The 23,052-nt window shown below is 45.0% G+C and carries 23 protein-coding genes; 2 read left to right on the forward strand and 21 right to left on the reverse strand.

The window, feature by feature from the left end; all coding sequences use genetic code 11:
- Positions 1–62 precede the first annotated feature (62 nt).
- The 16 genes from DESDI_RS12120 to DESDI_RS12195 all read right to left on the reverse strand — a co-directional run bounded on the left by DESDI_RS12120 (position 63) and on the right by DESDI_RS12195 (position 16,929).
- Complete coding sequence (locus DESDI_RS12120; RefSeq protein ID WP_015262906.1) at positions 63–503, reverse strand: hypothetical protein; 441 nt, start codon at positions 501–503, stop codon at positions 63–65.
- 768 nt (positions 504–1,271) lie between these two features.
- On the reverse strand, positions 1,272–1,424 hold the full coding sequence (locus tag DESDI_RS18115; protein ID WP_015262908.1) for a hypothetical protein: 153 nt from the start codon (positions 1,422–1,424) through the stop codon (positions 1,272–1,274).
- A gap of 484 nt (positions 1,425–1,908) precedes the next feature.
- Positions 1,909–2,901, reverse strand: a complete 993-nt coding sequence (locus DESDI_RS12125; RefSeq protein ID WP_015262910.1) for a polysaccharide deacetylase family protein — start codon at positions 2,899–2,901, stop codon at positions 1,909–1,911.
- Between the two features lie 194 nt (positions 2,902–3,095).
- The gene (ilvN, locus tag DESDI_RS12130) at positions 3,096–3,590 is read right to left on the reverse strand and encodes an acetolactate synthase small subunit (protein ID WP_015262911.1); all 495 of its coding nucleotides are present in this window, start codon (positions 3,588–3,590) and stop codon (positions 3,096–3,098) included.
- A gap of 6 nt (positions 3,591–3,596) precedes the next feature.
- Positions 3,597–5,288: a biosynthetic-type acetolactate synthase large subunit gene (ilvB, locus tag DESDI_RS12135; protein WP_015262912.1), complete on the reverse strand. Its 1,692-nt coding sequence runs from the start codon at positions 5,286–5,288 to the stop codon at positions 3,597–3,599.
- Between the two features lie 186 nt (positions 5,289–5,474).
- Positions 5,475–7,679, reverse strand: coding sequence for a protein translocase subunit SecDF (locus DESDI_RS17660; protein ID WP_015262913.1), 2,205 nt, complete (start codon positions 7,677–7,679; stop codon positions 5,475–5,477).
- Between the two features lie 86 nt (positions 7,680–7,765).
- Positions 7,766–8,503 (reverse strand): EcsC family protein, encoded by a 738-nt coding sequence (locus DESDI_RS12150; protein ID WP_015262914.1) that lies wholly within the window; start codon positions 8,501–8,503, stop codon positions 7,766–7,768.
- Positions 8,504–8,644: 141 nt separating this feature from the next.
- Positions 8,645–9,016 (reverse strand): preprotein translocase subunit YajC, encoded by a 372-nt coding sequence (gene yajC / locus DESDI_RS12155; RefSeq protein ID WP_015262915.1) that lies wholly within the window; start codon positions 9,014–9,016, stop codon positions 8,645–8,647.
- An 86-nt stretch (positions 9,017–9,102) separates the two neighbouring features.
- Positions 9,103–10,221 (reverse strand): tRNA guanosine(34) transglycosylase Tgt, encoded by a 1,119-nt coding sequence (gene tgt, locus DESDI_RS12160; protein ID WP_015262916.1) that lies wholly within the window; start codon positions 10,219–10,221, stop codon positions 9,103–9,105.
- An 18-nt stretch (positions 10,222–10,239) separates the two neighbouring features.
- Entirely contained in the window at positions 10,240–11,265 is a 1,026-nt protein-coding gene (queA, locus tag DESDI_RS12165) for a tRNA preQ1(34) S-adenosylmethionine ribosyltransferase-isomerase QueA (RefSeq protein WP_015262917.1), read from the reverse strand.
- 67 nt (positions 11,266–11,332) lie between these two features.
- Positions 11,333–12,712 (reverse strand): SpoIID/LytB domain-containing protein, encoded by a 1,380-nt coding sequence (locus DESDI_RS12170; protein WP_015262918.1) that lies wholly within the window; start codon positions 12,710–12,712, stop codon positions 11,333–11,335.
- 50 nt (positions 12,713–12,762) lie between these two features.
- Positions 12,763–13,806 carry a Holliday junction branch migration DNA helicase RuvB gene (gene ruvB, locus DESDI_RS12175; RefSeq protein ID WP_015262919.1) on the reverse strand — a complete coding sequence of 348 codons (1,044 nt, stop codon included), beginning with the start codon at positions 13,804–13,806 and terminating at the stop codon, positions 12,763–12,765.
- A 21-nt stretch (positions 13,807–13,827) separates the two neighbouring features.
- Positions 13,828–14,439 carry a Holliday junction branch migration protein RuvA gene (ruvA, locus tag DESDI_RS12180; protein ID WP_015262920.1) on the reverse strand — a complete coding sequence of 204 codons (612 nt, stop codon included), beginning with the start codon at positions 14,437–14,439 and terminating at the stop codon, positions 13,828–13,830.
- The gene (gene ruvC / locus DESDI_RS12185) at positions 14,436–14,933 is read right to left on the reverse strand and encodes a crossover junction endodeoxyribonuclease RuvC (protein ID WP_015262921.1); all 498 of its coding nucleotides are present in this window, start codon (positions 14,931–14,933) and stop codon (positions 14,436–14,438) included. Before ruvC ends, ruvA begins: the two co-directional genes overlap by 4 nt.
- Positions 14,934–14,988: 55 nt before the next feature.
- Entirely contained in the window at positions 14,989–15,984 is a 996-nt protein-coding gene (locus DESDI_RS12190; RefSeq protein WP_041219460.1) for an SPL family radical SAM protein, read from the reverse strand.
- Positions 15,985–16,170: 186 nt separating this feature from the next.
- Positions 16,171–16,929, reverse strand: coding sequence for a YebC/PmpR family DNA-binding transcriptional regulator (locus DESDI_RS12195; protein ID WP_015262923.1), 759 nt, complete (start codon positions 16,927–16,929; stop codon positions 16,171–16,173).
- 223 nt (positions 16,930–17,152) lie between these two features.
- On the opposite strand from DESDI_RS12195, the gene DESDI_RS12200 reads away from it, so the two are divergent.
- Complete coding sequence (locus tag DESDI_RS12200; protein ID WP_083879869.1) at positions 17,153–17,524, forward strand: NapC/NirT family cytochrome c; 372 nt, start codon at positions 17,153–17,155, stop codon at positions 17,522–17,524.
- On the forward strand, positions 17,497–17,778 hold the full coding sequence (locus DESDI_RS12205; protein WP_242825397.1) for an ammonia-forming cytochrome c nitrite reductase subunit c552: 282 nt from the start codon (positions 17,497–17,499) through the stop codon (positions 17,776–17,778). The genes DESDI_RS12200 and DESDI_RS12205 overlap by 28 nt, the downstream gene beginning before the upstream one ends.
- Positions 17,779–17,949: 171 nt before the next feature.
- Here the strand turns inward: DESDI_RS12205 and DESDI_RS12210 are convergent, their stop codons facing one another.
- The 5 genes from DESDI_RS12210 to hypF form a co-directional block, all read right to left on the reverse strand.
- Entirely contained in the window at positions 17,950–18,354 is a 405-nt protein-coding gene (locus tag DESDI_RS12210; RefSeq protein ID WP_015262924.1) for a DUF3842 family protein, read from the reverse strand.
- A 65-nt stretch (positions 18,355–18,419) separates the two neighbouring features.
- Positions 18,420–19,412, reverse strand: a complete 993-nt coding sequence (hypE, locus tag DESDI_RS12215; protein WP_015262925.1) for a hydrogenase expression/formation protein HypE — start codon at positions 19,410–19,412, stop codon at positions 18,420–18,422.
- Positions 19,413–20,516 carry a hydrogenase formation protein HypD gene (gene hypD / locus DESDI_RS12220; RefSeq protein ID WP_015262926.1) on the reverse strand — a complete coding sequence of 368 codons (1,104 nt, stop codon included), beginning with the start codon at positions 20,514–20,516 and terminating at the stop codon, positions 19,413–19,415.
- Positions 20,497–20,724, reverse strand: coding sequence for a HypC/HybG/HupF family hydrogenase formation chaperone (locus DESDI_RS12225; protein WP_015262927.1), 228 nt, complete (start codon positions 20,722–20,724; stop codon positions 20,497–20,499). Before DESDI_RS12225 ends, hypD begins: the two co-directional genes overlap by 20 nt.
- A complete protein-coding gene (hypF, locus tag DESDI_RS12230) occupies positions 20,715–23,030 on the reverse strand; it encodes a carbamoyltransferase HypF (RefSeq protein WP_015262928.1) in 2,316 nt (771 codons plus the stop codon). Before hypF ends, DESDI_RS12225 begins: the two co-directional genes overlap by 10 nt.
- Positions 23,031–23,052 lie beyond the last annotated feature (22 nt).

Genomic DNA, 23,052 nt, shown 5'->3' on the forward strand with positions numbered 1-23,052 from the left:
CCGTTCCGCTCTGTGCACGCACCTATGGAAGACAAATTGACCTTTTTTGATAAGATACATTTTTAGATTAGTATATTGCCAACAACAACACACAACAGTCCCATTACTGCACGCCAGAGAACAGGAGAGAATCCCCAAGCCACTTCCTTAAATTTTATCTTAGGAATTAATCCGACACCAACAACTAGCGCCCAAGCTAGGATAGCAAGTAGTGGCGTGATAAAAGCTCCAAAGATAACGAGACTAGCAATACCTCCTGCTAAGCCTGCTACAATATTGCTCTGCCCCGCCTTTCTGAGGAAATAATAGAGAATCCCTATACTTATTCCTACTCCGCTTAAGAAGATGAGTTCCCACAACCAAAAATTATCAGGATGCGTATACCAGAGGATTCCACTCATAATGAGTGTCGCAGCTAACGCCCCTCTAATTCCGCCTATGAAAATCATAGCTGCCGCAAGCAACAACAGCCATTCCAGCAAGACAAGAATTGCAAAAGCCAAAGCCTATCCCCCTTTCAAGTCGCATCATGAACTAGTATTTCCTGTAAAAGTCCAAATAAACCAAATTAAAAGCTTCAACCCATTAATTAGCAAATGGATCTCTATTGCATAGTATATATTGGGAATAAAATTAACTATGTATACAAAGGAGGAATTGTACTATGTGGGGTTGGTGGGGTTTCCCCTGGTGGGGCTTTGGATTTGGCTTCCCTTGGTTTGGGGTACGATATCGTCGCCGTCGGTGGTGGTAATCTATTCTGGTTCTATTTCTTATGGAAACAGCCTTATTATATGTTCTAAACTATCTAAACCGTTGGAACGTTCCAACGGTTTTTACTTTTCCATACCATTTTCATGACATCCATCCATGGAAAGGCTTTCTAATCAGCTTAAAGATAATTAACAAAAAAAAGCCCTCTCAATAGAGAAGGCCCCGTCGGAGAAACTTAGTTGAAGATTACTCCCAAAGCTAGAAGAATCAGAATTGCAATTGCGATAATCCCTGCACCAATACCACTTCCAACATGACAACCACTGCCAAAACCACCATAACCGTACATGATGCCACCCCCAGACTATTTATTTTCTAGCAAGCTCAGCTTAGAATACTATTCCCATAGCGATGAGCAATAAGATGATTACAACAACGATAGCGATTCCGGCGCCCCAATTAGTTCCATGCATAGTATTACCCTCCTTAAAAATTTCGCCCTTGGCCTTAAGAGACACTCATTATCTATTAGAGGTGATCTGTTGAAGTGTTTTTATTTAGCTGAAGATGACTCCTAAAGCGATAAGAATCAAGACTGCGATAGAGATAATTCCGACCCCAACACCCCAGCCCATACCTTGACCACAGCATTGCCCAAAACCTGCACCTGCTCCAAAACCTGCTGTTCCTCCAAAACCTAAACCGTACATAAAGTACCCTCCTTATATTTTAAATTTCAATTAGAATACGATACCCATTGCAATCAATAAGAGAACGATGACTACAACTACAGCGATACCTTGTAGATAGTTAGGTCCGCATCCACCTGCTCCGAATGCCATATTGTTTTCCTCCTTTCGATTGGTAATATCTGGTTATGCTACAAGATATGAGCAAAACGATAAAGTGTGAGATGTCCACAGGATGTATTGGTTATTTTTTCCTCCCCGCACAAAATAATTGAAGCGTAAAGTCCCCGCTTCGTCAGGACAGCATGGCTTTAGAACTTGTTTCCTTGAAGTGCATATCCAAAGAACAAGAAGTCGCTGGTTGCCCAATGCAGGAGTAATGCATGTAAGGAAATACACTTTTTGACAGCAAAAAATAAGTCTATCCCAAAATCGACACCAGTGTCGATTTTGGGATAGACTTTGATTAACTCTTATGGATTACTGCTTCCAAAATGAGTTCGTACTAATAGTAAGGGTTTTCAATTCTTCTTTTCAATTCAGCCAAGCCCATATTTGCATAGCAATAAATCCTTTGGATGCGAAAAGGGTCCTCTGCAGCGGCCCATCCCCGTTCAATGGTTAGCCCTAATTTATACCCAGCTTCCTTACACAGTTCAATAATTGTCGGATTATTAATTCCATAGGGATAAGCAAAGACGTTAACAGTGGTGCCCAGAAGCTTTTCGAGAGCTTTTTTCGAGCTGGAGAGTTCTTCCTTAATCTGCTCGTTGGAAATGCTATTCAAATAGGGATGGGTTTTGGTATGACTTTCTATCTGCCAACCGGCTTGACTCATTTCCAGTAGTTGTTCCTGCTTTAGATAACCTTTGCCGTCAATCCAGTCGGTTACCATAAAGATCGTGCCATTATAACCAAATTTATCTGCAATAGGAAAAGCCTGAGTATAATTATCTTCATAACCATCGTCAAATGTGATAACAAAGGGTTTTTTCGGCAACACACCATCCTCATAAAAATACAGATAAAGCTCATTTAAGGTAACACTTTCATAGCCATTGTCATAAAGCAGTTGCATATGAGCTTCAAATTCTTGCGGAGGAATGCGCAGCTCATTACCTGCCTCGTAGGCGATAGAGTGGTAATAAAGAACTGGAATGGCTTCATCAACAACTGCTAGAGTGTTCGGCCTATTTCCACTAGCGTTCGTGCTATCTTCATTAGTGTTCATACTATCTTCGCTACTGCTCATGCTTTCTCCACTAGCGCTCATACTATCTTCGCTACTACTCGGATTAACGTTCTGACTTACTGCTTCAGTTTGGTTTGAAGTATTATTTTGTTCTGGTGTTAAAACCTCATGAGCAACTGATTCTTGTGGTAAGGGGAGTGGATTACTTTGAACCGAAGAACATCCTGAACTAATTAATACTGCCAGAAAAGAAACGACTAAGACTAAGCAAAATACACCTTTTCTAACTCTCATTCTTCTACTCATATCTTCAACTCCCTTTGAAGAAAAATCTTACGTAAAATTAGGGCAACCCTACCTGCATTAATATTCTCCGTTGTGGTTGATTCCCCCTGCAAAAACTACAAGCTAAACACAACAAGTAGATCGATAGTTGGACAAAGCAAAGCGGCGTACCCTCGAACCGTAACTTCAAGGGACACCGCTTTTTAGATTTAGTATTACACATCTTTTGCTGGGATAGGTCCCCGGGATAAAGCGATTTTACCGGTTCGCACAATCTCGATGATCCCATAATCCTTAAGAACTTCACAGAGGGCATCAATCTTAGTCTCTTCCCCAGTTAATTCGATAACCATAGTTTCCCTGTTCACATCCACAATCTTTGCCCGGAAAATATCCACGATATCCACTATATCCGAACGGGTTTCGCTACTGGCTTTGACCTTGATCATGGCTAATTCCCTCTGAATGGAATCTGTTTCTGTTAAATTCGTAATCTTAATGACATCCACGAGTTTGGAGAGTTGATTAACAACCTGCTCCAATTCAAGTTCATCTGCTTGAACCACGACAGTAATACGCGTAGTATCCGGTTCCTCCGTATAACCTGCAGCTATACTTTCGATATTAAACGCCCTTCGGCTGATTAATCCGGAGATATGGGTTAATACCCCAGGGCGATTCTCAACCAATACGGCTAAAGTGTGTCTCATAATCTCTTACCCTCCCATAATCATTTGGTCAAGACGTCCTCCTGCCGGAACCATGGGCAAAACATTTTCGTCCTCAGGAATTCGAACTTCCACGACTACAGGTCCTTTGATCGCCAAGGCTTTTTGAATTACCGCGTCAATCTCTTGGGGTTGGGTCACCCGTATCCCCGTAACGCCCATAGCTTCGGCGAGCTTTACATAATCCGTGTGGCCTTTAAGGGTGGAATGAGAATAATGTCCATTGTAGAACATCCTTTGCCACTGGGCGACCATACCCAGAACCTGGTTATTAAGAATAAATACCTTGACCGGCAGATCAAGATCCGCCAAGGCCGATAATTCTTGACAGTTCATCATAAAACCACCATCACCGGTAAATAACAGGATTTGGCGCCCTGGGCATCCCACTTGAGCACCTAAGGCCGCAGGCAGACCATACCCCATCGTTCCTAGGCCACCCGATGTAAGAAAGGTTCGTGGTTGCCTAAATTCATAAAATTGGCTTGCCCACATCTGGTGCTGACCTACATCAGTTACCACAACCGCATCGCTGTCGGCATAATGACTGACACTTTCAATCAGTTGTTGAGGTAATACGACCCCTTCACGTGGTGTATAGGTGAGTGGATTCATTTCCCGCCACTCATTAAGTTGTGCTTTCCACTCAGGATTCAAGGCTTTCCATGCATCGGCTGTGCGCTCTTCAACCTTTTTTAACATAGCGGGTATGGACCACTTTAAGTCTCCTACAACGCGTATATTGGCAATAATATTTTTATTGATTTCCGCCGGGTCGATATCAAAATGAATCACCTTGGCTTTAGAGGCAAAATCAGCGACCAAACCCGTGACCCGATCATCAAAACGCACTCCCAGGCCAATCAGCAAATCAGCATGTGTGGTAGCCATATTAGCTGCGTAAGTCCCGTGCATGCCAACCATGCCGTAATTCTGGGGATGTCGATCTGGAATACACCCTAACCCCATCAGACTTGTAATTACAGGAAGATTCGTATACTCCACGAATTCACTTAAAGCCGGCGAAATATCGGCTAGATTTACCCCTCCACCCACGAAAACCAGCGGCCTTTGTGCCTTAGCTAACTCCTCTGCCACTTGATCAATCACCCGAGAATCTCCCTCAAATAGGGGTTTGTATCCTCTTAGAAGGACCGTTTCAGGATAATGGAAATCTATTTCTTTAGCAAAAACATCCTTGGCAATATCTATGAGCACAGGACCAGGTCGACCTGTCTGGGCTATATGAAAAGCCTCTTTGAATACCCTCGGCAAATCCTGGACATCCTTCACCAAGTAGTTGTGTTTGGTAATCGGTGTGGTAATCCCAGTGACATCAGCTTCCTGAAATGAATCGCGACCAATATAAGAAACTGCCACCTGGCCCGTGATTGCCACCATGGGAATCGAATCCATATAGGCTGTAGCAATCCCTGTTATTAAGTTTGTTGCCCCCGGCCCTGAGGTAGCAATACATACCCCCACTTTCCCAGTGGATCGTGCATATCCATCGGCAGCATGCACTGCATCTTGCTCATGTCGAGTAAGGATGTGAGGAAATTGGGTCTCATAAAGCGCATCATAAAGCGTCAAGACCGCCCCTCCCGGATATCCAAATACTATATCCACATCTTCTTGCTTCAAGCATTCAATCAATGCTCGAGCTCCTGACATCCTCATACGCCCACTCCTCCTTTATCTCTGTTTAAAATGTATTATAGTACAGAACCGAAAAAATTGCACCTATAATATTAAAAAAAAGTAAATTCTATGGAAAATTACTTAAAAGAAATTCCGGGACGAGCCCGGAATTTCTAAAGTTACATTATATATTAGTTTTATGAATTATTGATATCCATTCATAGCTTATCCTTTGGCGCGAGACGGATTGCCACCGCGGTTGGATTGTATTCTCTTCTTAATTTCAACCAAAATCTGGCTGGCATTAAAGATTGAGGAGTAAGCTCCTGCTAAACAACCGATTAGCATAGCTAAAGCGAACCCTTGAGTCGACTCTCCGCCAAAAATCAGTAAAGCAAGGAGTGAAATAATGACGGTTAAAGCTGTCTTAATAGAACGTCCCATCATCTGCCAGATGGATTTATCCACCATATCCTCGTAGCTATCGTTGCGTTTCAGACGAGGTTCATTTTCTCTGATTCGGTCAAAAATAACCACGGTATCATTAATAGAATAACCGAAGATCGTCAAGATGGCGGCCACAAAGGTGGAGTCTACTTCCCATTGGAAGAGGGAGAATACCCCCACGGTGATTATGACGTCGTGCAGCAAGGCCAAAATTCCTGATACTGCATAAGCAAATTGGAAACGGAAAGCGATATAAATCAACATTAGGACCGCAGCGACAGCCAGGGATAAAAAGGCGTTATTGGTTAACTCTTCACCGATAGCTGGTCCGACAAGGTCTTCCTTTAGGGTTTCTTTATTAAAATCGCCAACATTCGTTTGCAGCGCCGAAAGCAGTTCATTGCGTTGGTTGTCTTCTAAGGCCGGTATACGAATCAACGCAGTGGTATCATTATTGGAGAGTTGGACGATTCCTTCCAGACCTACTGAGCCCATAGCCTCAGTAACATCCTCTTGAGTAACCTGTTGATTAAATTTCACATCCATCATGGTACCGCCTGTGAAATCCACGCCCAAATTCAACTTATTGATAAACAAGGAACCGATACTGATCGAAATCAAAATGAGCGAGATGGCAAACCATATATTACGCCGCTTAACTACATTAAAGTAGAAGGGTATGGAATTCTTGACTTCTTCATAGGTTGCCGCATGAGTGACAGGACCTGAGGCCTTAATCTTCGTCTCAGAATCATTCTTCTCAGGCTTGACACCAAACCAAGCCGTATTCATACGGGGATTCACACCCACGATCCAACGCAAAATCATGCGGGTAAAGGTGATTGCCGTAAATAAGCTGGCAAAAATACCAATCGCCAGAGTAATGGCAAAGCCCTTGATGGAGCTTGTTCCTAGGAAAAATAGGGTAGCAGCTGCAAATAAGGTGGTGATGTTCGAGTCAAAGACTGTCAGGAAAGCACGACTGAAGCCTGCTTCCACTGCTGCACGCAAGGATTTTCCCAACTGAAGCTCTTCTTTGATTCTTTCATAAATGATAATGTTTAAATCCACTGTCATTCCTATGGAAAGAATCATCCCCGCGATTCCCGGTAAGGTGAGCACCGCTCCAAATCCTTTTAATGCCCAGAGCACAATCAGAGTGAAGACAACGAGCGAGATATTAGCCACCAATCCCGGCAAGCGGTATAAGACCAGCATAAATAGAATAATAAAGCCAATAGCAACCATACCGGCATCAATGCTTTTATTGAGGGAATCCACCCCAAGAGTAGCTCCCACGGTGCGTTTCTCTTCAATCGTTAAACTCACTGGCAACGCGCCGGAACGAAGTAAAACTGCATATCCCGCTGCTTCTTCTAGAGAGCTGTATCCAGTAATCTCAGCTTGTCCAGTCGTTATAGCACTTTCGACTCTGGGATTTTGCAAAAGCTGATCATCCAAGTAGATTCCAATCTGCTGACCGAGACTTCTTGTGGTTGCCTCGGCAAACTTTTTGGTCCCTTCTGGAGTGAAGGTAAGGTGAACTACATAACCCGTTTGACTCTGCCCGGCGCGGGCATCCTTCAAATCGGCTCCTTCAATCACAACATTACCCTGAGGGTCTTTGAATGTCAGTTTAGCAGTGGTTTTCAAGGTTTCCACAGCTTTATCAGGATCTTGGACTCCAGCTAAGTCAACAATGATACGTTTCTTACCTAAATCAGCCTGTACGACTGGCTCGGAAAGACCCATCTCATTGACACGTTTTTCAATGATACTTTTGGCCTTGTCCATGTCCTCAGCAGTAATTTCTGCACCGTCCGGACCTGCTTCTGCTTGCAAGACGAGATGAACTCCCCCACGCAAGTCAAGTCCCAACGAAATCCCTTGTTCCGGATCTGTAAGGGGTTTGACTGAGAATACGACGGCGATGATGATCAGCAACATAGTTGCTGTTAGCTTCAGGATACTTCCCCTTTTCATTATTTTTCCTCCCTTAAAATTGTCCTGGGACTTGCCCATGCCAAACTATATTATAGTCCTCGTTCCTTAATGGTGTCAATTAGTGGTTAATATAACCCCTTCTCTTGTAGAATCCTCATGCGGTAGCAATTCATGCCTACCTTTCCTAAATCCTCCAGCAATCCGTAATTAGCGATCAACCCGACCACAGCACCGATTCCCGGTAACATTTGGAGCATCTTCCTTAAATCAATCGCATCCCGATATTCAACCTGGAATTGTTCCCAGTCGAATTTTTCCATAGCCTGGCTTTGGGGATAATCCTTCACAGTGTCTTCCCAATGGACTAGTTTATGGTAGACAAGGGGGCGCTTTTGTTGGCTGGAAAATGCTAGTTGGAAAACAAAGAGAATATATAAGCGCTCTTTATAGTCTTCAGTAGAATAACCATAGATATGAGCAAGCTCAAATAGGAATTTCAGCTTAATCGCAATTAAGGCCGGGAAATCGGCAATCCCCAATACAAATCCGCCAGCCCCTGTCCCGGCACCTTCAGCTGCAGCTACCCGCTTATAGGTTTTAAGCACTTCTAAGGCCCGCAGATCCCTTACACTCAGATCCATGTTTTTTAGAGGTTTCCCTTTAGGAATATATTCAAGTCCAAAAAGAACTCCTCTAACCAACCTTTTAATGGTCCCAGTCAGGGCATCAAGAAATTTCTGAGGGTAAAGATTATTGATTTTGCCCTGAATTGCTTTTGATCCCTTCTCCAACAAACCAGGGGTTTTTAGCATTTTCTTTCGCCAATGCAACAATTCTTTGCGAATATGCTCTTCGTAAGTCATAGTACCCCCCCTTGTTCATGGGTAATTATCACCCAGAAGTGTTGGCTTTTCCCAATGAAATAAGCAAGTAGATTCTTCCACTTGCTTATTCTAGCTTACCTATTGTACCCGAGATTGGCTGCAGCATTCTAAGCATACTGCTTACTCAGCAGAGTCCTCTTGGGTTTCGCTTTCCTCATCATTATCTACTTCTTTTGTCTTCTCGTTATCCTTTTTGCCAAAGAACTTTCTCTTTTCAACAGTGATTTCGCGATTCAATATCGTACCGACACCGGATTTGTTTAATTCGATCTCTACTTTATCGGCGATAAGAACTATAACGGAGTCTTCTTTAACTTTTTTGATTTTACCATGTATCCCACCAGCGGTAATAATCTTATCGTTGACTTTAAGGCTAGTGAGCATTGCTTGTCTTTGTTTTTGCTGCTTCTGCTGTGGTCTGATCATAAAGAAATACATAATTGCAAAGAAAACAGCCATGTAAAGAAGAAGAGTCGTTGTACCTGAATCCATAGATTGGTTAGCCCCCTTTAGTTTTGTCTAATTTACCTTAGTATAATTCCCTACGGCAACGAAGAAATCCTGCTTATTGCCTCGATTTAATTAAAATATCCGTAATCCGAGAAAAACTTATGTCGATACTCGGGTAGGCGATCTTCCTTGATTGCTTCTCGGATCTCAGCCATGAGATTAGTCAAAAAACGCAAATTGTGAATGGTCATCAAGCGCAAACCTAAAATTTCGTCGGCTTTGATGAGATGCCTCAGATAAGCACGGGAGTAGTTCTTACAGGTATAGCAGTCACAGGTTGGATCAAGCGGCGAGAAATCATGAGCTGATTCAGCATTTCTCACCACTACCTTGCCATAGCGAGTGAGAGCGGTGCCGTTACGGGCGATACGAGTGGGCAGAACACAGTCAAACATGTCGATTCCTCTCATGACCCCTTCAATCAAAGCGTCCGGAGAGCCGACCCCCATGAGGTAGCGAGGGCGATCTTTGGGGAGTAAAGGCACCGTATAATCCAACACTTCATACATAAGCTCTTTTGGTTCGCCAACGCTTAGTCCCCCTATGGCGTATCCTGGCAAATCTAACTCGGTGATTTCCGCCGCACTTTGCTTGCGCAAATCCTCATACATGCTCCCTTGAACAATACCAAACAGTGCTTGTCGATCGGTCGTAATCAAGGTCTCTTTGCAACGTTTCAGCCATCGAGTCGTTCGCTCTAAAGAAGCTTTAGCATATTCACGAGTCGCGGGATAAGGAGTACATTCGTCAAAGGCCATCACAATATCGGACCCTAAGGCCATCTGGACTTGGGTTGCAATCTCAGGACTTAGAAACCTCTTGGATCCGTCGATATGCGATCGAAATTCCACTCCCTCTTCGGTGATTTTTCGCAAATCGCCCAGACTGAAGACCTGAAAGCCACCGCTATCGGTAAGAATCGCTCCATCCCAATGCATGAAAGCATGTAGTCCTCCGGCGTCTCGAATCAGTTCATGGCCCGGACGCAAAAAAAGATGATAGGTATTACTTAGTATTATGCCAGCCCCCAGCTCTTTTAATTCCTCCGGGGTCATAGTTTTTACAGTCGCTTGTGTGCCAACGGGCATGAACACAGGGGTTTCGATTACCCCGTGAGGGGTATGGAGTTTGCCGAGCCGAGCCCGGGTTTTGCTATCTTCTTTAAGTATTTCTATACGAACTGCCATGATTCGTCACTTCCTTTTTTACAAAATAAGCATGGCGTCGCCAAAGCTATAAAAGCGATAGCGTTCTTGGACCGCCAGATGATAAGCATCAAGAATTCGTTCTCTACCGGCTAAGGCACTTACCAGCATAATTAAGGTTGACTTGGGGAAATGGAAGTTGGTAATTAACCCATCAAGGACTTTAAAGGTATAACCTGGATAGATAAAAATATCTGTCCAACCTTCTTGGGCGGTAATCAGTCCGTTTTCTTTAGCCACTGATTCTAGAGTCCGAGCGGCTGTCGTACCAACAGCGATGACTCTGCGCCCCTGAGCCTTAGCTTGATTGATCTGTTCGGCGGCTACCCCAGATACTCGGTAGTATTCCGAATGCATCTCATGTTCTTCTAGGACATCTGCTTTAACCGGGCGAAAGGTTCCAAGCCCTACGTGGAGCAGGATCTCGACAATTTCTACTCCTTTAGCCCGCAACTGCTCTATCAGCTCCGGAGTGAAATGCAGGCCCGCTGTGGGGGCAGCGGCCGAGCCACTTTCCTTGGCATACACTGTTTGGTAGCGATCTTTATCTTCCAGTTGTTCCGTAATATAAGGGGGCAAGGGCATATTCCCTAATGCGTCCAAAACCGCTTCAAAAACTCCTTCATAACTGAACTGCATGACTCGATTTCCATCAGGCAAAATCTCCAAGAGTTTTCCCCGCAGGAGCCCATTGCCAAAAACAACGGTCTGTCCCATTTTCAAGCGTTTGCCCGGCTTAATAAGCGTCTCCCAGATATCCTTCTCACGACGCGTAAGTAGCAGACATTCTATTTTAGCCTGGGTATCCTCTTTTTCACCAATCAATCGAGCAGGAATGACCTTAGTATTGTTGACCACAAGGACATCTCCCGCTCGAAGCAAGTCTGGCAGATCATGAAACACCAGATGATCAATACCTCCACTAGAACGGTTTACCCTCATCAACCGGGAAGCATCTCGAGGCTCCAACGGGTGCTGGGCAATGAGTTCTTCAGGAAGATCGAAATCAAAATCGTCTACTTTCAAAATGATTCTCCTTTTATGTAAAAGATCGGTAGCCTAATATCCCTATCCTAAAGCTAATATCCCTCGCCTAAAGATAGAACTTTATTAAATCCGTTTGTTGGTAATAAAAATCGAGGATTTCGCGGTAGGTGTAGCCTCGCTGGGCCATGTGATATGCACCCCATTGGGACATGCCGACCCCATGACCCCAACCCCGACCATTAAAGATAAAGACATCATAAGTCGCAGGAAAGTCCCGAATTCCTTGGGAAGAGCTTAAAATGCGACTTAAGCGAGGTCCGGAATATCTCGTCTTAATTTTTTGAGAATCTATGGTGGCATTCAAAGGGATGGGCATTCCCTTTACCCTTTGGTCAAGAGAGAATACCGCTTCATGGTTAGGGATACGTTGCGCACTAAACATGTTGCCGAGAAAGGCTTGCGACGTAATCGGTTGTCCATAAGGATAAAACTTTTGGACCAAAGCCCTGCCACTAACACTGACTAGTTTACCATATATGTCCTGCATACTTACTTTTTTTATCCTACCTGAGGGGAGTTTGTCAAGCTCAATCTTTGCAATCGGGCCTAATTCAAAGGCCTTTCCTAAAACATCTGCTCCAACGATAAATCTCCAGCGATCGGCAGGACCGCCGATTCCTGCCGAAAAAGGATCTGGCTGCGAAGCAAAATGAGGGTCTGGATTGTTCCAAACATTTTCAGCCAACTCCATATAGCCGCCATTATGAGAAGAGTAAAGGGCATCAATAGCTTGGTAAGTGATGGAGTCCACCAGGATTTCACCCCGTGTACTCTCAACCGCTCGACCGGCACTCCCCTCTACATTCCTTCCCAAATACGCCTGATCATAATCGGGTGAATCGGTGATACGAGTAGTATTTTGAGTTTTTCTCACCATATAAGTTCTGGCGGCAACAGCTTGAGCCTTGAGAGCCTCTAAACCATCCCCTGCCCAGGAATTGCTCATCTCAATCGGTACTACCCCTTTGAGATAATCTTCTTGGTCGACGCGGTTGATTAATTTACAGTTGCCGTCTTCCCAGCGGAGACTCAAGCTGCCCCGGTAACTTACTCGTTGACCGTCTGGAGTTTGGACCAAAAAGCTTCCATATTCTCCTTGCCGCATGAGCTTAATTTCTTTTCCGTTCCAAATCATAAACGCGTCATAATTCTTTTTGAAGGCAGGCGACCATCCCCCCCAAGTGAGTTCGAGGGAAGATCCTGCCGGAAAGGCTGTTGAGGTACTGGCATCCTTATTGACTTCTTTGAGCAGATAATTTCCTTGCTCGATTTGAATCTTAACCCACCCTGCGCCCTTAAACTTCCAAACCAACTCAACTTCTATCTCTTTAGCTTGACAGGGTGACACCTGAATCATTAGGGTAGCTATGAAAAAAAAAGCAAAAACCAGACCACGAAAAGGCCATCTGCTTGAGAAAGGTAGCAAATCAACCACCCCACTTCTCTTTTCCTCAGATTGCCCGTTTGCGGTTTTATCTATTCCTCGTCTTCGAACAAACTGTCCTCAGGTAAGTTATCCTTGGGCACTGTTGTTAGCGGAATATTGAGATGCTGGTATGCGCGAACTGTTGCCACTCTGCCGCGAGGTGTTCTCTGCAAAAATCCCTGTTGAAGGAGGTAGGGTTCCACCACATCCTCGATGGTTTCGGATTCTTCACCGATGGTCGCGGAAAGGGTCTCCAAACCGACGGGTCCACCGGAAAACATCTGAATAATGGTGAGAAGGCACTTTTGGTCAATTCGATCCAATCCAGCCGGGTCAACTTCAAGACGATCTAATGATTTACTTGCCAATTCTTGACTGACAAGTCCGTCTTCCCAGACTTGGGCATAATCTCGCACTCGCTTTAAGAGGCGATTGGCAATTCGTGGAGTCCCACGAGATCTCCTGGCTATTTCCGTCGCTCCTTCAAGCGTTATGTTTAGGCTTAATATCCCTGCCGCCCGAGAAATAATCTTGATTAAATCGTCAACCTCGTAGAACTCCAATCGGCTGATGACCCCAAAGCGATCTCTTAAGGGTGAGGCCAACTGCCCGGCCCGGGTGGTTGCCCCAACCAGAGTAAAGGGTGATAAAGATAAACGAATGGAACGGGCGCTAGGGCCTTTGCCAATCATGATATCCAAGCACCCATCCTCCATGGCAGAATAGAGTATTTCTTCAGTGGTCCGGCTGAGCCGATGAATTTCATCAATAAAGAGGACATCACGCGGCTCCAAAGAGGTCAGAATAGCCGCCAAATCCCCGGGTCGTTCGATTGCCGGCCCCGAGGTAGTTCGGATATTAACCTCCATCTCCGTGGCGATGATATTAGCCAACGTAGTTTTTCCCAAGCCGGGAGGGCCATAGAGGAGCACATGGTCGAGAGCCTCTCCTCTAGCTAAAGCTGCCTGAATAAAAATATGTAGATTTTCCTTAACTTTCGTCTGGCCTATATAATCCGCCAGCCGGTGGGGTCGAAGGACTTCACCTTCCTGATCACCCGGAAGCTGCTGGGGTGCTATCATCCGTTCTTCCATAGTCTTTTTTCTCCTCTGTGATTATGCTGGCTTGATTGCCGCTAGGGAGCGAAGAGCCAGACGCACTTGCTCCTCGGTACTCATCCCCTGTTCAGTAGCGGGAAGGGATTGGAGAGCCTTCTTCGCTTCCTCTTGGCTGAATCCGAGAGCGAGCAACGTCTCCATTGCCTCCGATCCACTAGCTAATAAAGGCATAGATACTGAAGAATCTTCCCCATCTACCGAAATCACTCTATCTTTAAATTTCTCCTTCAGCTCAAGAATCAATCGCTGAGCAGTCTTTTTCCCTATACCAGGGACCTTCGTCAAGAGGGTAACATTTTCGCTAGCAATAGCACTTTCTGTCTGTCCCGTACCCAAGGTTGACAAGATAGCTAAAGCTGCCTTGGGTCCAATGCCTGATACAGTGAGGAGCATCAAAAAAATTTCTTTCTCTGTGATTGAAGAAAAACCATAGAGCGCCAGTTCATCCTCTCGTAGAATCACATGAGTATAGATGGTGACTTCTTGGCCGGGATGTACCTTGGTTAATAATCCATACGGGGTAGCGATCAAATATCCTACGCCCTGCACATCGACAATCAGTTTATCGGTTTGAATCTCCCAAACCTTCCCCCTCAGCATTCCAATCAAAGAGATCCCCCCATTCTATTGAGCAAATTCACACTATGGGCATGACAGATAGCGATGGCTAAAGCATCTGCCGTATCATCGGGCTTCGGTATCTCCGGTAGGCCGAGCAGGGCTTTGACCATCTGTTGTATCTGTTGTTTATCCGCTCTTCCGTAACCGGTTACGGATTGCTTAACCTGTAAGGGCGTGTATTCAGACACCGGAATCCCCGCTTGGGCAGCAGCTAGTAAAATGACTCCCCTAGCCTGTCCGACAGAGATAGCAGTAGTGGTGTTACGATTAAAAAAAAGTTCCTCAACAGCCACAAAGTTAGGCTGGTGGTTCTTGATGCAGGCTGCAATATCATTATAGAGCATTAGCAACCGCTCAGTCATGGGTGTATGAGCTGGAGTACGCCAACAGCCATAATCTACAGCAAGCAAACGGCTACCCTTCTTTTCAATCAATCCATACCCCATAATTGCAGTTCCTGGGTCAATTCCGAGTATTAGCATAAACGACTTCCTTTCTATCCATTAAGGATTCGACAGGAAGTTGATTGATTCCTTGTTAGACAACATAGAGAATCGGAATGCCTCCTAATTTCTTGGTCAATTCCGCTCGTAAAAATTCTTCCCCACTTATACGAACATGCTCCTTGTACCAATACTTTCCTCGGCCTCTCCCGGTCATTAAAGGCTGATTATAGAGATTCACTGCTTTAGGAAAAGCCTCCCGATTAATGGCACGGTGAATAAAGCTATAGGTCATAAAAATGATCTCGATAAATAGCTGCTTCTTTGCCTTGGATGAGAGCTCCTCGGCAAGTTGCTCAATCAGCTGTGCATAAAGTTCCTGCCAATTATCCAGCAGCACCACAGGTGCAATGAGGATACCGACTCTAAATCCTGCTTCAGCCATTTGGTTAAGTGACCTAAGCCTCGCCTTTAATGAGGACGTTCCGAACTCTACTTTTTGAATAATTTCTTCAGGATTAACACTCATCCGAAAAATTATTCTACCCCGGTGGTTTAACGGTAAGAGCGGTTCTACATGATCAAATTTCGTAGGGAAGGTGAGATATCCTCTTTCATTCTTACTGAAATTTTCTATAGTCCACTCTAGGTTCCCTGTAATGATATTTTCCAAAATAAGATCGCTGTTACTACCGATTTCAAAAACTAATTCTTTCTCTGATTTATTTGCCGTCTTAATCAACCTGTCCATCATTTGCTCACGATTCACAAATAACCGAAGGTATGAACATTTATTATAATTGCACACTAAGTAACAATAGAGACACATAGCACTGCAGCCTGAGGATGTATAAGGGACGAGGAAGTCCGAGACTTTGTGATTAGGAGTATATTTTAGAGATTTTCTTACACCAAGAATTAGGAGTCGTTTCATACGTGGAAATTCCTGGTTGGGATTTTTGCGCAAAGCTTCTATATTGTTATGGCTCTCAATCGGTTCCCAAGGAACAGTCGCAAAGTGTTCTTTGAGCTGTAATCCTAATGTGTAGTCTAATACTGCAGGCTCATAATAGATTTTTTCTGGTTGCAAGGAATCATCTCCTTTTACTTTGTCTAAAGACTTCGTTAATGACAACCTTTCCAGAAACCTTCTTTAGCATGTCCCTATTGGCTAGAGGATGTTCAGGGGAAGTTTGGAAAAAACAAAGAGTCCTATGCTGAACTTGACAGCATAGAACTCTTCTATAAAAAACTAAAATTACCCACAACCACCAAATCAGTCCAAATCCTCTTCATTGATCGAGTCAGCTAATTCAAAATTTGCGTATACTCCCTGGGAATCGTCATGATCCTCTAGGAGCTCCATCATACGAAAGAGCTTTTTAGCTTGATCCACATCGGTGATTTCAATAGAATTTTGCGGAACTTGGTTCTTTATTGCTTCCTCGATGGCTATTCCCTGGTCAATCAGAGCCTGCCGAACCGCTTCAATATCGCCTGGAGCTGTATAAACGATAAAGCTTTCCTCATCTTGCTGCAGGTCCTCAGCACCCGCTTCAAGGGCAATCAGCATAAGTTCATCTTCATCAAATGGTAAATCCTCTTTAAGAATCGTCAACTGACCTTTTTCATCGAACATCCAATTGACACTGCCTGTCTCACCGAGGTTTCCCCCATGCTTGGAGAATATATGGCGCACTTCACCGGCAGTCCGGTTCCGATTATCGGTCATGATATCCACCATGATCGCCACTCCGCCTGGGCCATAGCCTTCATAGCGAAGTTCTTCATAACTTTCTCCTTCGGCACCGCCTGCTCCTTTTTGAATAGCCCTTTGGATATTGTCATTGGGCATATTCGCTACCTTGGCATTATCAATGGCAATTTTTAAACGGAAGTTATTATTAGGGTCTCCACCGCCTGACCTTGCAGCCACAATAAGTTCCCGGCCCAGCTTGGTGAAAACTTTCCCCTTTTGTGCATCAGCTTTTGCCTTTTTATGTTTAATATTCGCCCACTTAGAATGTCCAGACACAGTGACTCCTCCTTTGCTTAGTCCATCGTTAATTGTACCATAGAGATTTTTAGCCTGTAAAGCAGTTGATGTCGCCAATGACACGCCCATGGGTCACAATTTTTCCGGGGTAGTAATTTAAGAATGAAAATCCATCGTGCAAATCATACTAAGACAAAGGAAACTTGCTCCTCTGAAGATCGACTTATCCACAGTAGGAAGAAAGTAGAAAGGAGGTTTGATTTTGGCACCCATACCACGCAAATATAAAAAATTCTTAGCTATCAGTATACCTGTTCTAGCAATCTTTATCGGTTTCATAGCCTACATATACGAGTATACTTCTACCACTAATTATTGCGGTACGACCTGTCACATTATGGATGAAGCCTATGAAACTCAACTCCATAGTGCTCACCGAGAAGAGCTTGTCGGGTGCAGCGATTGTCATCTCTATCATGGGAATAATATCGTTTATTCCTTAGTTTACAAGGGTTATTCAGGCATGAAAGATGTTTATAAAAATGCCTTTGATCAGCCGGTCGTTTTACATACTACAGAATGGAGCCAAGCTGTGATTCAAAAAAATTGCCTCAGTGGCGCTGGGATTACATAGCCGCTGAAAACAGCATGGGCTTCCACAGTCCTAATGAAGCTCTTCGTGTCCTCGGCGAAGGAATTGATTTTGCTCGGCAGGCTCAACTTCAAGCTAACCTAGCCATCGGAACCGCGGCCAGTGGCGCAGCTAATCCAAATGCAGGTGAAACTCCAGGGATAGGAACAGCCAATGAGGCCGCTGGTGGGGCCACTCCTCTGCAAGACAATAAGAATAATGAACAGAAGCCTACAGATGGTGATAAATCTCCATAAACTGTTGAAAATCGCCCGAATGATGAAACAACCATTGGAACAAACAAAACCGTAAAAACGATATAAAAGCAACCCGTTCTGATATTCGATCTGCTTAAAGTCAAACAGATTATATGCTGAATAGGCTGCTTTTTCTTTATTCCTATTAATCAACTCTTTTATCTCATCTCTTTAAAGCCTTTTTTCAACCTCATCCACTAATTGCTCGACATGATGGGGCAAAGGCATTCGGGTTATTCCGGTAACAACCATATTGCTTCTTTGGATGGGAATAAGTAGTTTAAGAGCTGAGCTTGAGGATATTGCTCCAGCAATGTTTGGGGTAATCTCACCTAATAGACCGTGGACTGTGGCAATGGCTAAGGATCCGGCAATGATATCAACTCGATTAGCATTATAGCAAATAGCAGCTTCACCGGATGCTCCTTCCGTAGCACCGGCCTTGAGCATCGCCCCGGTGGCTAGAGCATTGGTGCCAAGAGCTAAAATCTCTAAATCAGGCACCCGCTTGCGCAATTGGTCGACGATATGCTTCCCTATTCCCCCGCCTTGTCCGTCAATGACTGCAACTCTCATCTCTAGCCTCCATCTTATCAGTGGCAATGTTATTAATAACTATACCATGTACATACCAAGAGTCTTTAGCAAATCCGTGGCAAATGTTCTCCTTCAAGCATACCCACGATTCGTTTCCCTCCTAAAGGGGTCTTAAGTAAAACCAGTCCCGGATCAGCCGCCTCTACCCTACCGATAATAGCTGCCTCTTGACCTAGGGGATGATTCCTCATCCGAGTTAAGACCTCGTCCACCGCTTCGGGGGCAACGATAACCAAAACTTTTCCTTCATTAGCGAGATAAAGAGGTTCCAAGCCTAGCATTCCGCAAGCTCCGGCAACACTCGGATGGAGAGGTAGTTTTTCTTCTTCAAGGATAATACTCACCCGGCCTTGCTTGGCAAGTTCATTTAAGGTTGTACCTACTCCGCCACGAGTCGGATCGCGCATGCAATGAATCCCCGGCATATAAAATTCATCGATTAAATGATTTAAAGGCGCACAATCACTGGTGACCGGAGTCTCAAATTCCAGTCCTTCACGGTCTGCGAGGATAGCCACCCCATGGTCGCCAATCGTACCACTAATCAGGACATAATCTCCCGGTCTTATGTACTGAGGTCCTACTGCGCACTCTTTCAATGCACCAATGCCCGTCGTGTTAATAAATATTTTATCTGCGCTGCCCCGCTCTACAACCTTGGTATCACCGCAGACAATGGGTACCCCCGCCATTTGGGAAGTGGCGGCGATGCTTTGCACTATTTTTTCGAGATCTGCAAGCAATAACCCTTCTTCCAAAATCACAGCGAGAGTAAGATAACGAGGTTGGGCTCCTGATACAGCTAGGTCATTAATCGTGCCACATACTGCTAGTTTACCAATATCACCTCCTCGAAAAAAAAGAGGAGAAACCACAAAGGAGTCCGTGGTTATCGCAATCTTTTCACTGCCGGGTAGCCAAGTGGCATCATTCATTTGGTTGAGATAGGAGTTACTGAGATGCTTTTGAAAAATCTCCTGCACCAACTGATGACTCAACCTTCCCCCGCTCCCATGGGCCATAATAATCCGTTCCACTTATAACTCACTCCTTTGCGCATAACGATAATAGGCTGCACAGGATCCCTCCGACGAGACCATGCAGGGTCCCACTGGTGCTAAAGGTGTGCACTTCCGTCCAAATAACGGACATTGGGGCGGAGCAATCTGTCCCTTGAGAACTTGCCCACAACGGCAGCCAGGGATTTCAACTGTTTCAAATACAGGAAGATCAAACTTTTTCTCAGCATCCCAATCCTCATATCCCTTGCGGATGCCCAGTCCCCCTTGCTCGATGGTGCCTAGTCCGCGGAATGCCGCATCAACAGGTTCAAAAACTTTATCAATGAAAGACTGTGCCACGGGATTGCCTTCAGGCTTGACCATTCGCTGATACTGAATCTCGATTTCCGAACGACCTTGGGCTCTTTGTCTCAGTAACATCACTAGCCCTTCTAACACATCAACGCCCTCGAAGCCGGTAACCACTCCCGGTTTATTATAATCCTTAGCCATAAATTCTATAGGTTTAGTACCGATAATGGCACACACATGCCCGGGATCCAAAAAACCATCCACTTTGGTCTCTGGATCTTCGGCTAACGCCCGTAATACGGGAGGAACAAGCTTATGCATGGATAAGACACTATAATTCTTTAGCCCTTCGTTTTTGGCGCTTTCAATGCTTACGGCAACAGTCGGAACCGTGGTTTCAAAGCCTACCCCTAAAAACACAACTTCTTTAGTGGGGTTCTTTCGGGCAAGCTCTAAGGCATCCAGAGTCGAATAAACAATTCTAATATCGGCACCCTCACCACGCAGCATCTGCAAGCTTTTCTTCGATCCGGGAACCCGAATCATATCACCAAAGGTTGCCGTAATAACATTGGGTTGGGCAGCAAGATATAAGAAACGGTCAATATCACTGCTGTCCGTAACACAGACGGGACACCCCGGTCCGGAAACCAAGCGAATCTGAGACGGAAGGATATCACGCAAAGCATTTTTGGCAATAGCTACCGTATGGGTCCCACAAACCTCCATAACCGTATAGGGTGTTGTCGCCAGTTCATAGATCTCTTGAAGGTAGCGCTCGGCAGCTGTTTTTATTCCTTGCTCAATATTATAATTCTTCACGGGCATTCGCTTCCTCTATCAATAATTCTACCGTTTCTTCAGCATAGCGTTGATCCACGACCTCGATGGCAAAACCAGCGTGAACTAAGACATAATCACCGACTTGAGCATCAGGAACCAAATGGGTTCCTACAACACGCTCATTTCCCATCATATCGACTTTGGCCAAAAAGTCCTCAATCGAGACGATTCGAGCAGGAATAGCTAAACACATGATGAACACCTCTCATTTGCTATGATAACTTGCCCATAAGCAAGCCCCCCATCACCCGGTGGTAGTTCCTTGGCACGAAGGACTGGAATATCATGAATTTTACAGAGCTCTAATACTCTTTCCGTCAAAAGTTTATTTTGAAAGACTCCACCCGTCAAAGCTACAGGCCCTTGGTCTGCCTGGAGCCTAAGCACCGTTTGTACGATACCATGAGCTATGGAATCATGAAAATAGGTGGCAATAAAGCCATTTTCTTTTCCCTCAAGCAGGTCTTGCATAATCCTTGCAAAGATTCCCTTAATTCTTAGGACTAACCCTTCTTCATCCTCATCCCACTCCATGGGATAACGCGGGGAAAGGCCTAAAAGCTCTTCAGATGCTCCGGAGCCAGAGATATCCCACACGTTATGTAGCCAGGTTGTGGCCTTGCTCTCTAATTCAATGGCTGCCTGCCCTTCATATGTGACCTTTGTGCAAATACCCAGCACTGCGCTCACAGCATCGAATAATCTGCCACAGCTTGAGGTTTTAAAAACATTAATCCTTTTTTCAAGCTGTTGGTCGAGAATTTTTTGTTCGGACGCGGCCAGACCCTCCCAGAGCTCTTGTGTTTTTGCCCATTCATGCGGAGAGAGCAGAGTTTTTCCATAGGCATAGGCAATACGCAAAGGGTGCTTCGCACCCGCATCGCCCCCGGGTAGCGGGAGATATTCAAGATGAGCCAAACGCTCATACCCAGCGGAACTCCCCTTTAGAAACTCAAACCCCCAGATCGTTTGATCCTCACCCCAACCTGTCCCATCACAAACCACCCCTAATGTAGGTGCAGTGATACCATGCTCGCCCAAAACACTAACTAAATGGGCATGATGGTGCTGGACTTTGATCTTTGACAGCCATGGTCCCTCTTGAGCAAAACGTGTCGTTTGGTAATTGGGATGGGCATCAAAGGCCACTACCTCCGGCACAATCTTTACGACCTTTTGGAAGGAAGTAAACTCTTGACGAAAGCGTTGAAAATTCTCATACCCTTCCATGTCCCCAATATACTGACTGGTAAAAGCCCTGCCTTCCGCCGCTAGACAGAAAGCATTTTTTAATTCTCCACCCACCCCTAAGATGGGGGTAAGCTGACCCTTAGGGCCTGCTTGAGGTAAAGGAACATAGCCACGGGCTCGCCGATGCCATACAGTTTCTTCCCCAATGACCTGAAGCACCGAGTCATCACAAGGATGATAGATATCCCGATTATGAATCAGAAAATAATCAGCAATTCCCCCAAGCTCGCTCAAAGCTTCTTCATTTCTGTAGATTAATGGACGACCGCTTAGGTTGGCACTGGTCATCACCAAGAAATCGTAAGGACCATCAAAAAGCATCGCGTGCAAGGGCGTATAGGGCAGCATCACCCCTAAGGTATGGATTCCAGGCGCAATCTCCTGAGGAAGATAGTCCTTACTTTCCTTTTTCCTTTCTAGGATAACGATAGGCGCTGCAGGACTTCTTAGAAGCGCCTCCTCCTGTGCAGAAAGTCGAAAAAATTTACGGATAACTTCTAAATTCCTAGCCATTAAAGCAAATGGCTTAGCTCCTCTTTCCTTACGCTGGCGCAAATGCTGAATAGCGGCAGAATCTCTGGCATCACAAACTAAATGAAATCCACCCAACCCCTTAACAGCGAGAATAGCTCCTTGAACTATTTGCATTATACCCAATCCCTCTAATGCGCCACCTTGAGCATCCAAAAGCTGAATCGTGGGCCCACACTGGGTGCAAGCCACAGGCTGTGCATGAAAACGACGGTCAGCCGGATTCTCATATTCATGGGCACAGTCCTCGCACATCGGGAAATCTTTCATGGTTGTCTGGATACGATCATAAGGAACATCCTCAATGATGGTGTAACGAGGTCCACAATTTGTACAATTGGTAAACGGGTAGTTATGACGTCTGTTTTTGAGATCCCTAAGATCACTAAAGCAATCGGCACAGGTCGCAATGTCCGGTGAAATTAAAACATCAGCCAGACCATCATCCTCACTCTGAAGAATTTCAAAAGTCTCATAATAACAAAACACTGCTTCTTCACATTCGGCTTGAGTGATTTTCGCTACAGGAGGAGTTTCACTGAGTAGACGGGTATAGAAAATATCAACTTGTAATCCCTCGGCATGTATCCCTACCCCATGACTAGAATTATTAACCCACCCCTTAATCCCCATCTCTAGTGCTAAACGATAGACATAGGGCCTAAACCCAACGCCTTGGACGATGCCATTGAGATGGATAGAATAAGCTCTTTTCATAACGAATTACCCGCTTTCTTTC

Source organism: Desulfitobacterium dichloroeliminans LMG P-21439, from assembly GCF_000243135.2.
In the GTDB taxonomy this organism is placed as follows: Bacteria; Bacillota; Desulfitobacteriia; order Desulfitobacteriales; family Desulfitobacteriaceae; genus Desulfitobacterium; species Desulfitobacterium dichloroeliminans.

Bases quoted from the DNA above. Each gene is read 5' to 3' on its own strand.
- DESDI_RS18115 (WP_015262908.1), bottom strand. From the start codon at position 1,424: ATGTACGGTTTAGGTTTTGGAGGAACAGCAGGTTTTGGAGCAGGTGCA.
- DESDI_RS12125 (WP_015262910.1), bottom strand. From the start codon at position 2,901: ATGAGTAGAAGAATGAGAGTTAGAAAAGGTGTATTTTGCTTAGTCTTA.
- ilvN (WP_015262911.1), bottom strand. From the start codon at position 3,590: ATGAGACACACTTTAGCCGTATTGGTTGAGAATCGCCCTGGGGTATTA.
- ilvB (WP_015262912.1), bottom strand. From the start codon at position 5,288: ATGAGGATGTCAGGAGCTCGAGCATTGATTGAATGCTTGAAGCAAGAA.
- DESDI_RS17660 (WP_015262913.1), bottom strand. From the start codon at position 7,679: ATGAAAAGGGGAAGTATCCTGAAGCTAACAGCAACTATGTTGCTGATC.
- DESDI_RS12150 (WP_015262914.1), bottom strand. From the start codon at position 8,503: ATGACTTACGAAGAGCATATTCGCAAAGAATTGTTGCATTGGCGAAAG.
- yajC (WP_015262915.1), bottom strand. From the start codon at position 9,016: ATGGATTCAGGTACAACGACTCTTCTTCTTTACATGGCTGTTTTCTTT.
- tgt (WP_015262916.1), bottom strand. From the start codon at position 10,221: ATGGCAGTTCGTATAGAAATACTTAAAGAAGATAGCAAAACCCGGGCT.
- ruvB (WP_015262919.1), bottom strand. From the start codon at position 13,806: ATGGAAGAACGGATGATAGCACCCCAGCAGCTTCCGGGTGATCAGGAA.
- ruvC (WP_015262921.1), bottom strand. From the start codon at position 14,933: ATGCTAATACTCGGAATTGACCCAGGAACTGCAATTATGGGGTATGGA.
- DESDI_RS12210 (WP_015262924.1), bottom strand. From the start codon at position 18,354: ATGAGAGTTGCAGTCATTGACGGACAAGGCGGGGGAATAGGGAAGCAT.
- hypD (WP_015262926.1), bottom strand. From the start codon at position 20,516: ATGCCCGTGAAGAATTATAATATTGAGCAAGGAATAAAAACAGCTGCC.
- DESDI_RS12225 (WP_015262927.1), bottom strand. From the start codon at position 20,724: ATGTGTTTAGCTATTCCTGCTCGAATCGTCTCGATTGAGGACTTTTTG.
- hypF (WP_015262928.1), bottom strand. From the start codon at position 23,030: ATGAAAAGAGCTTATTCTATCCATCTCAATGGCATCGTCCAAGGCGTT.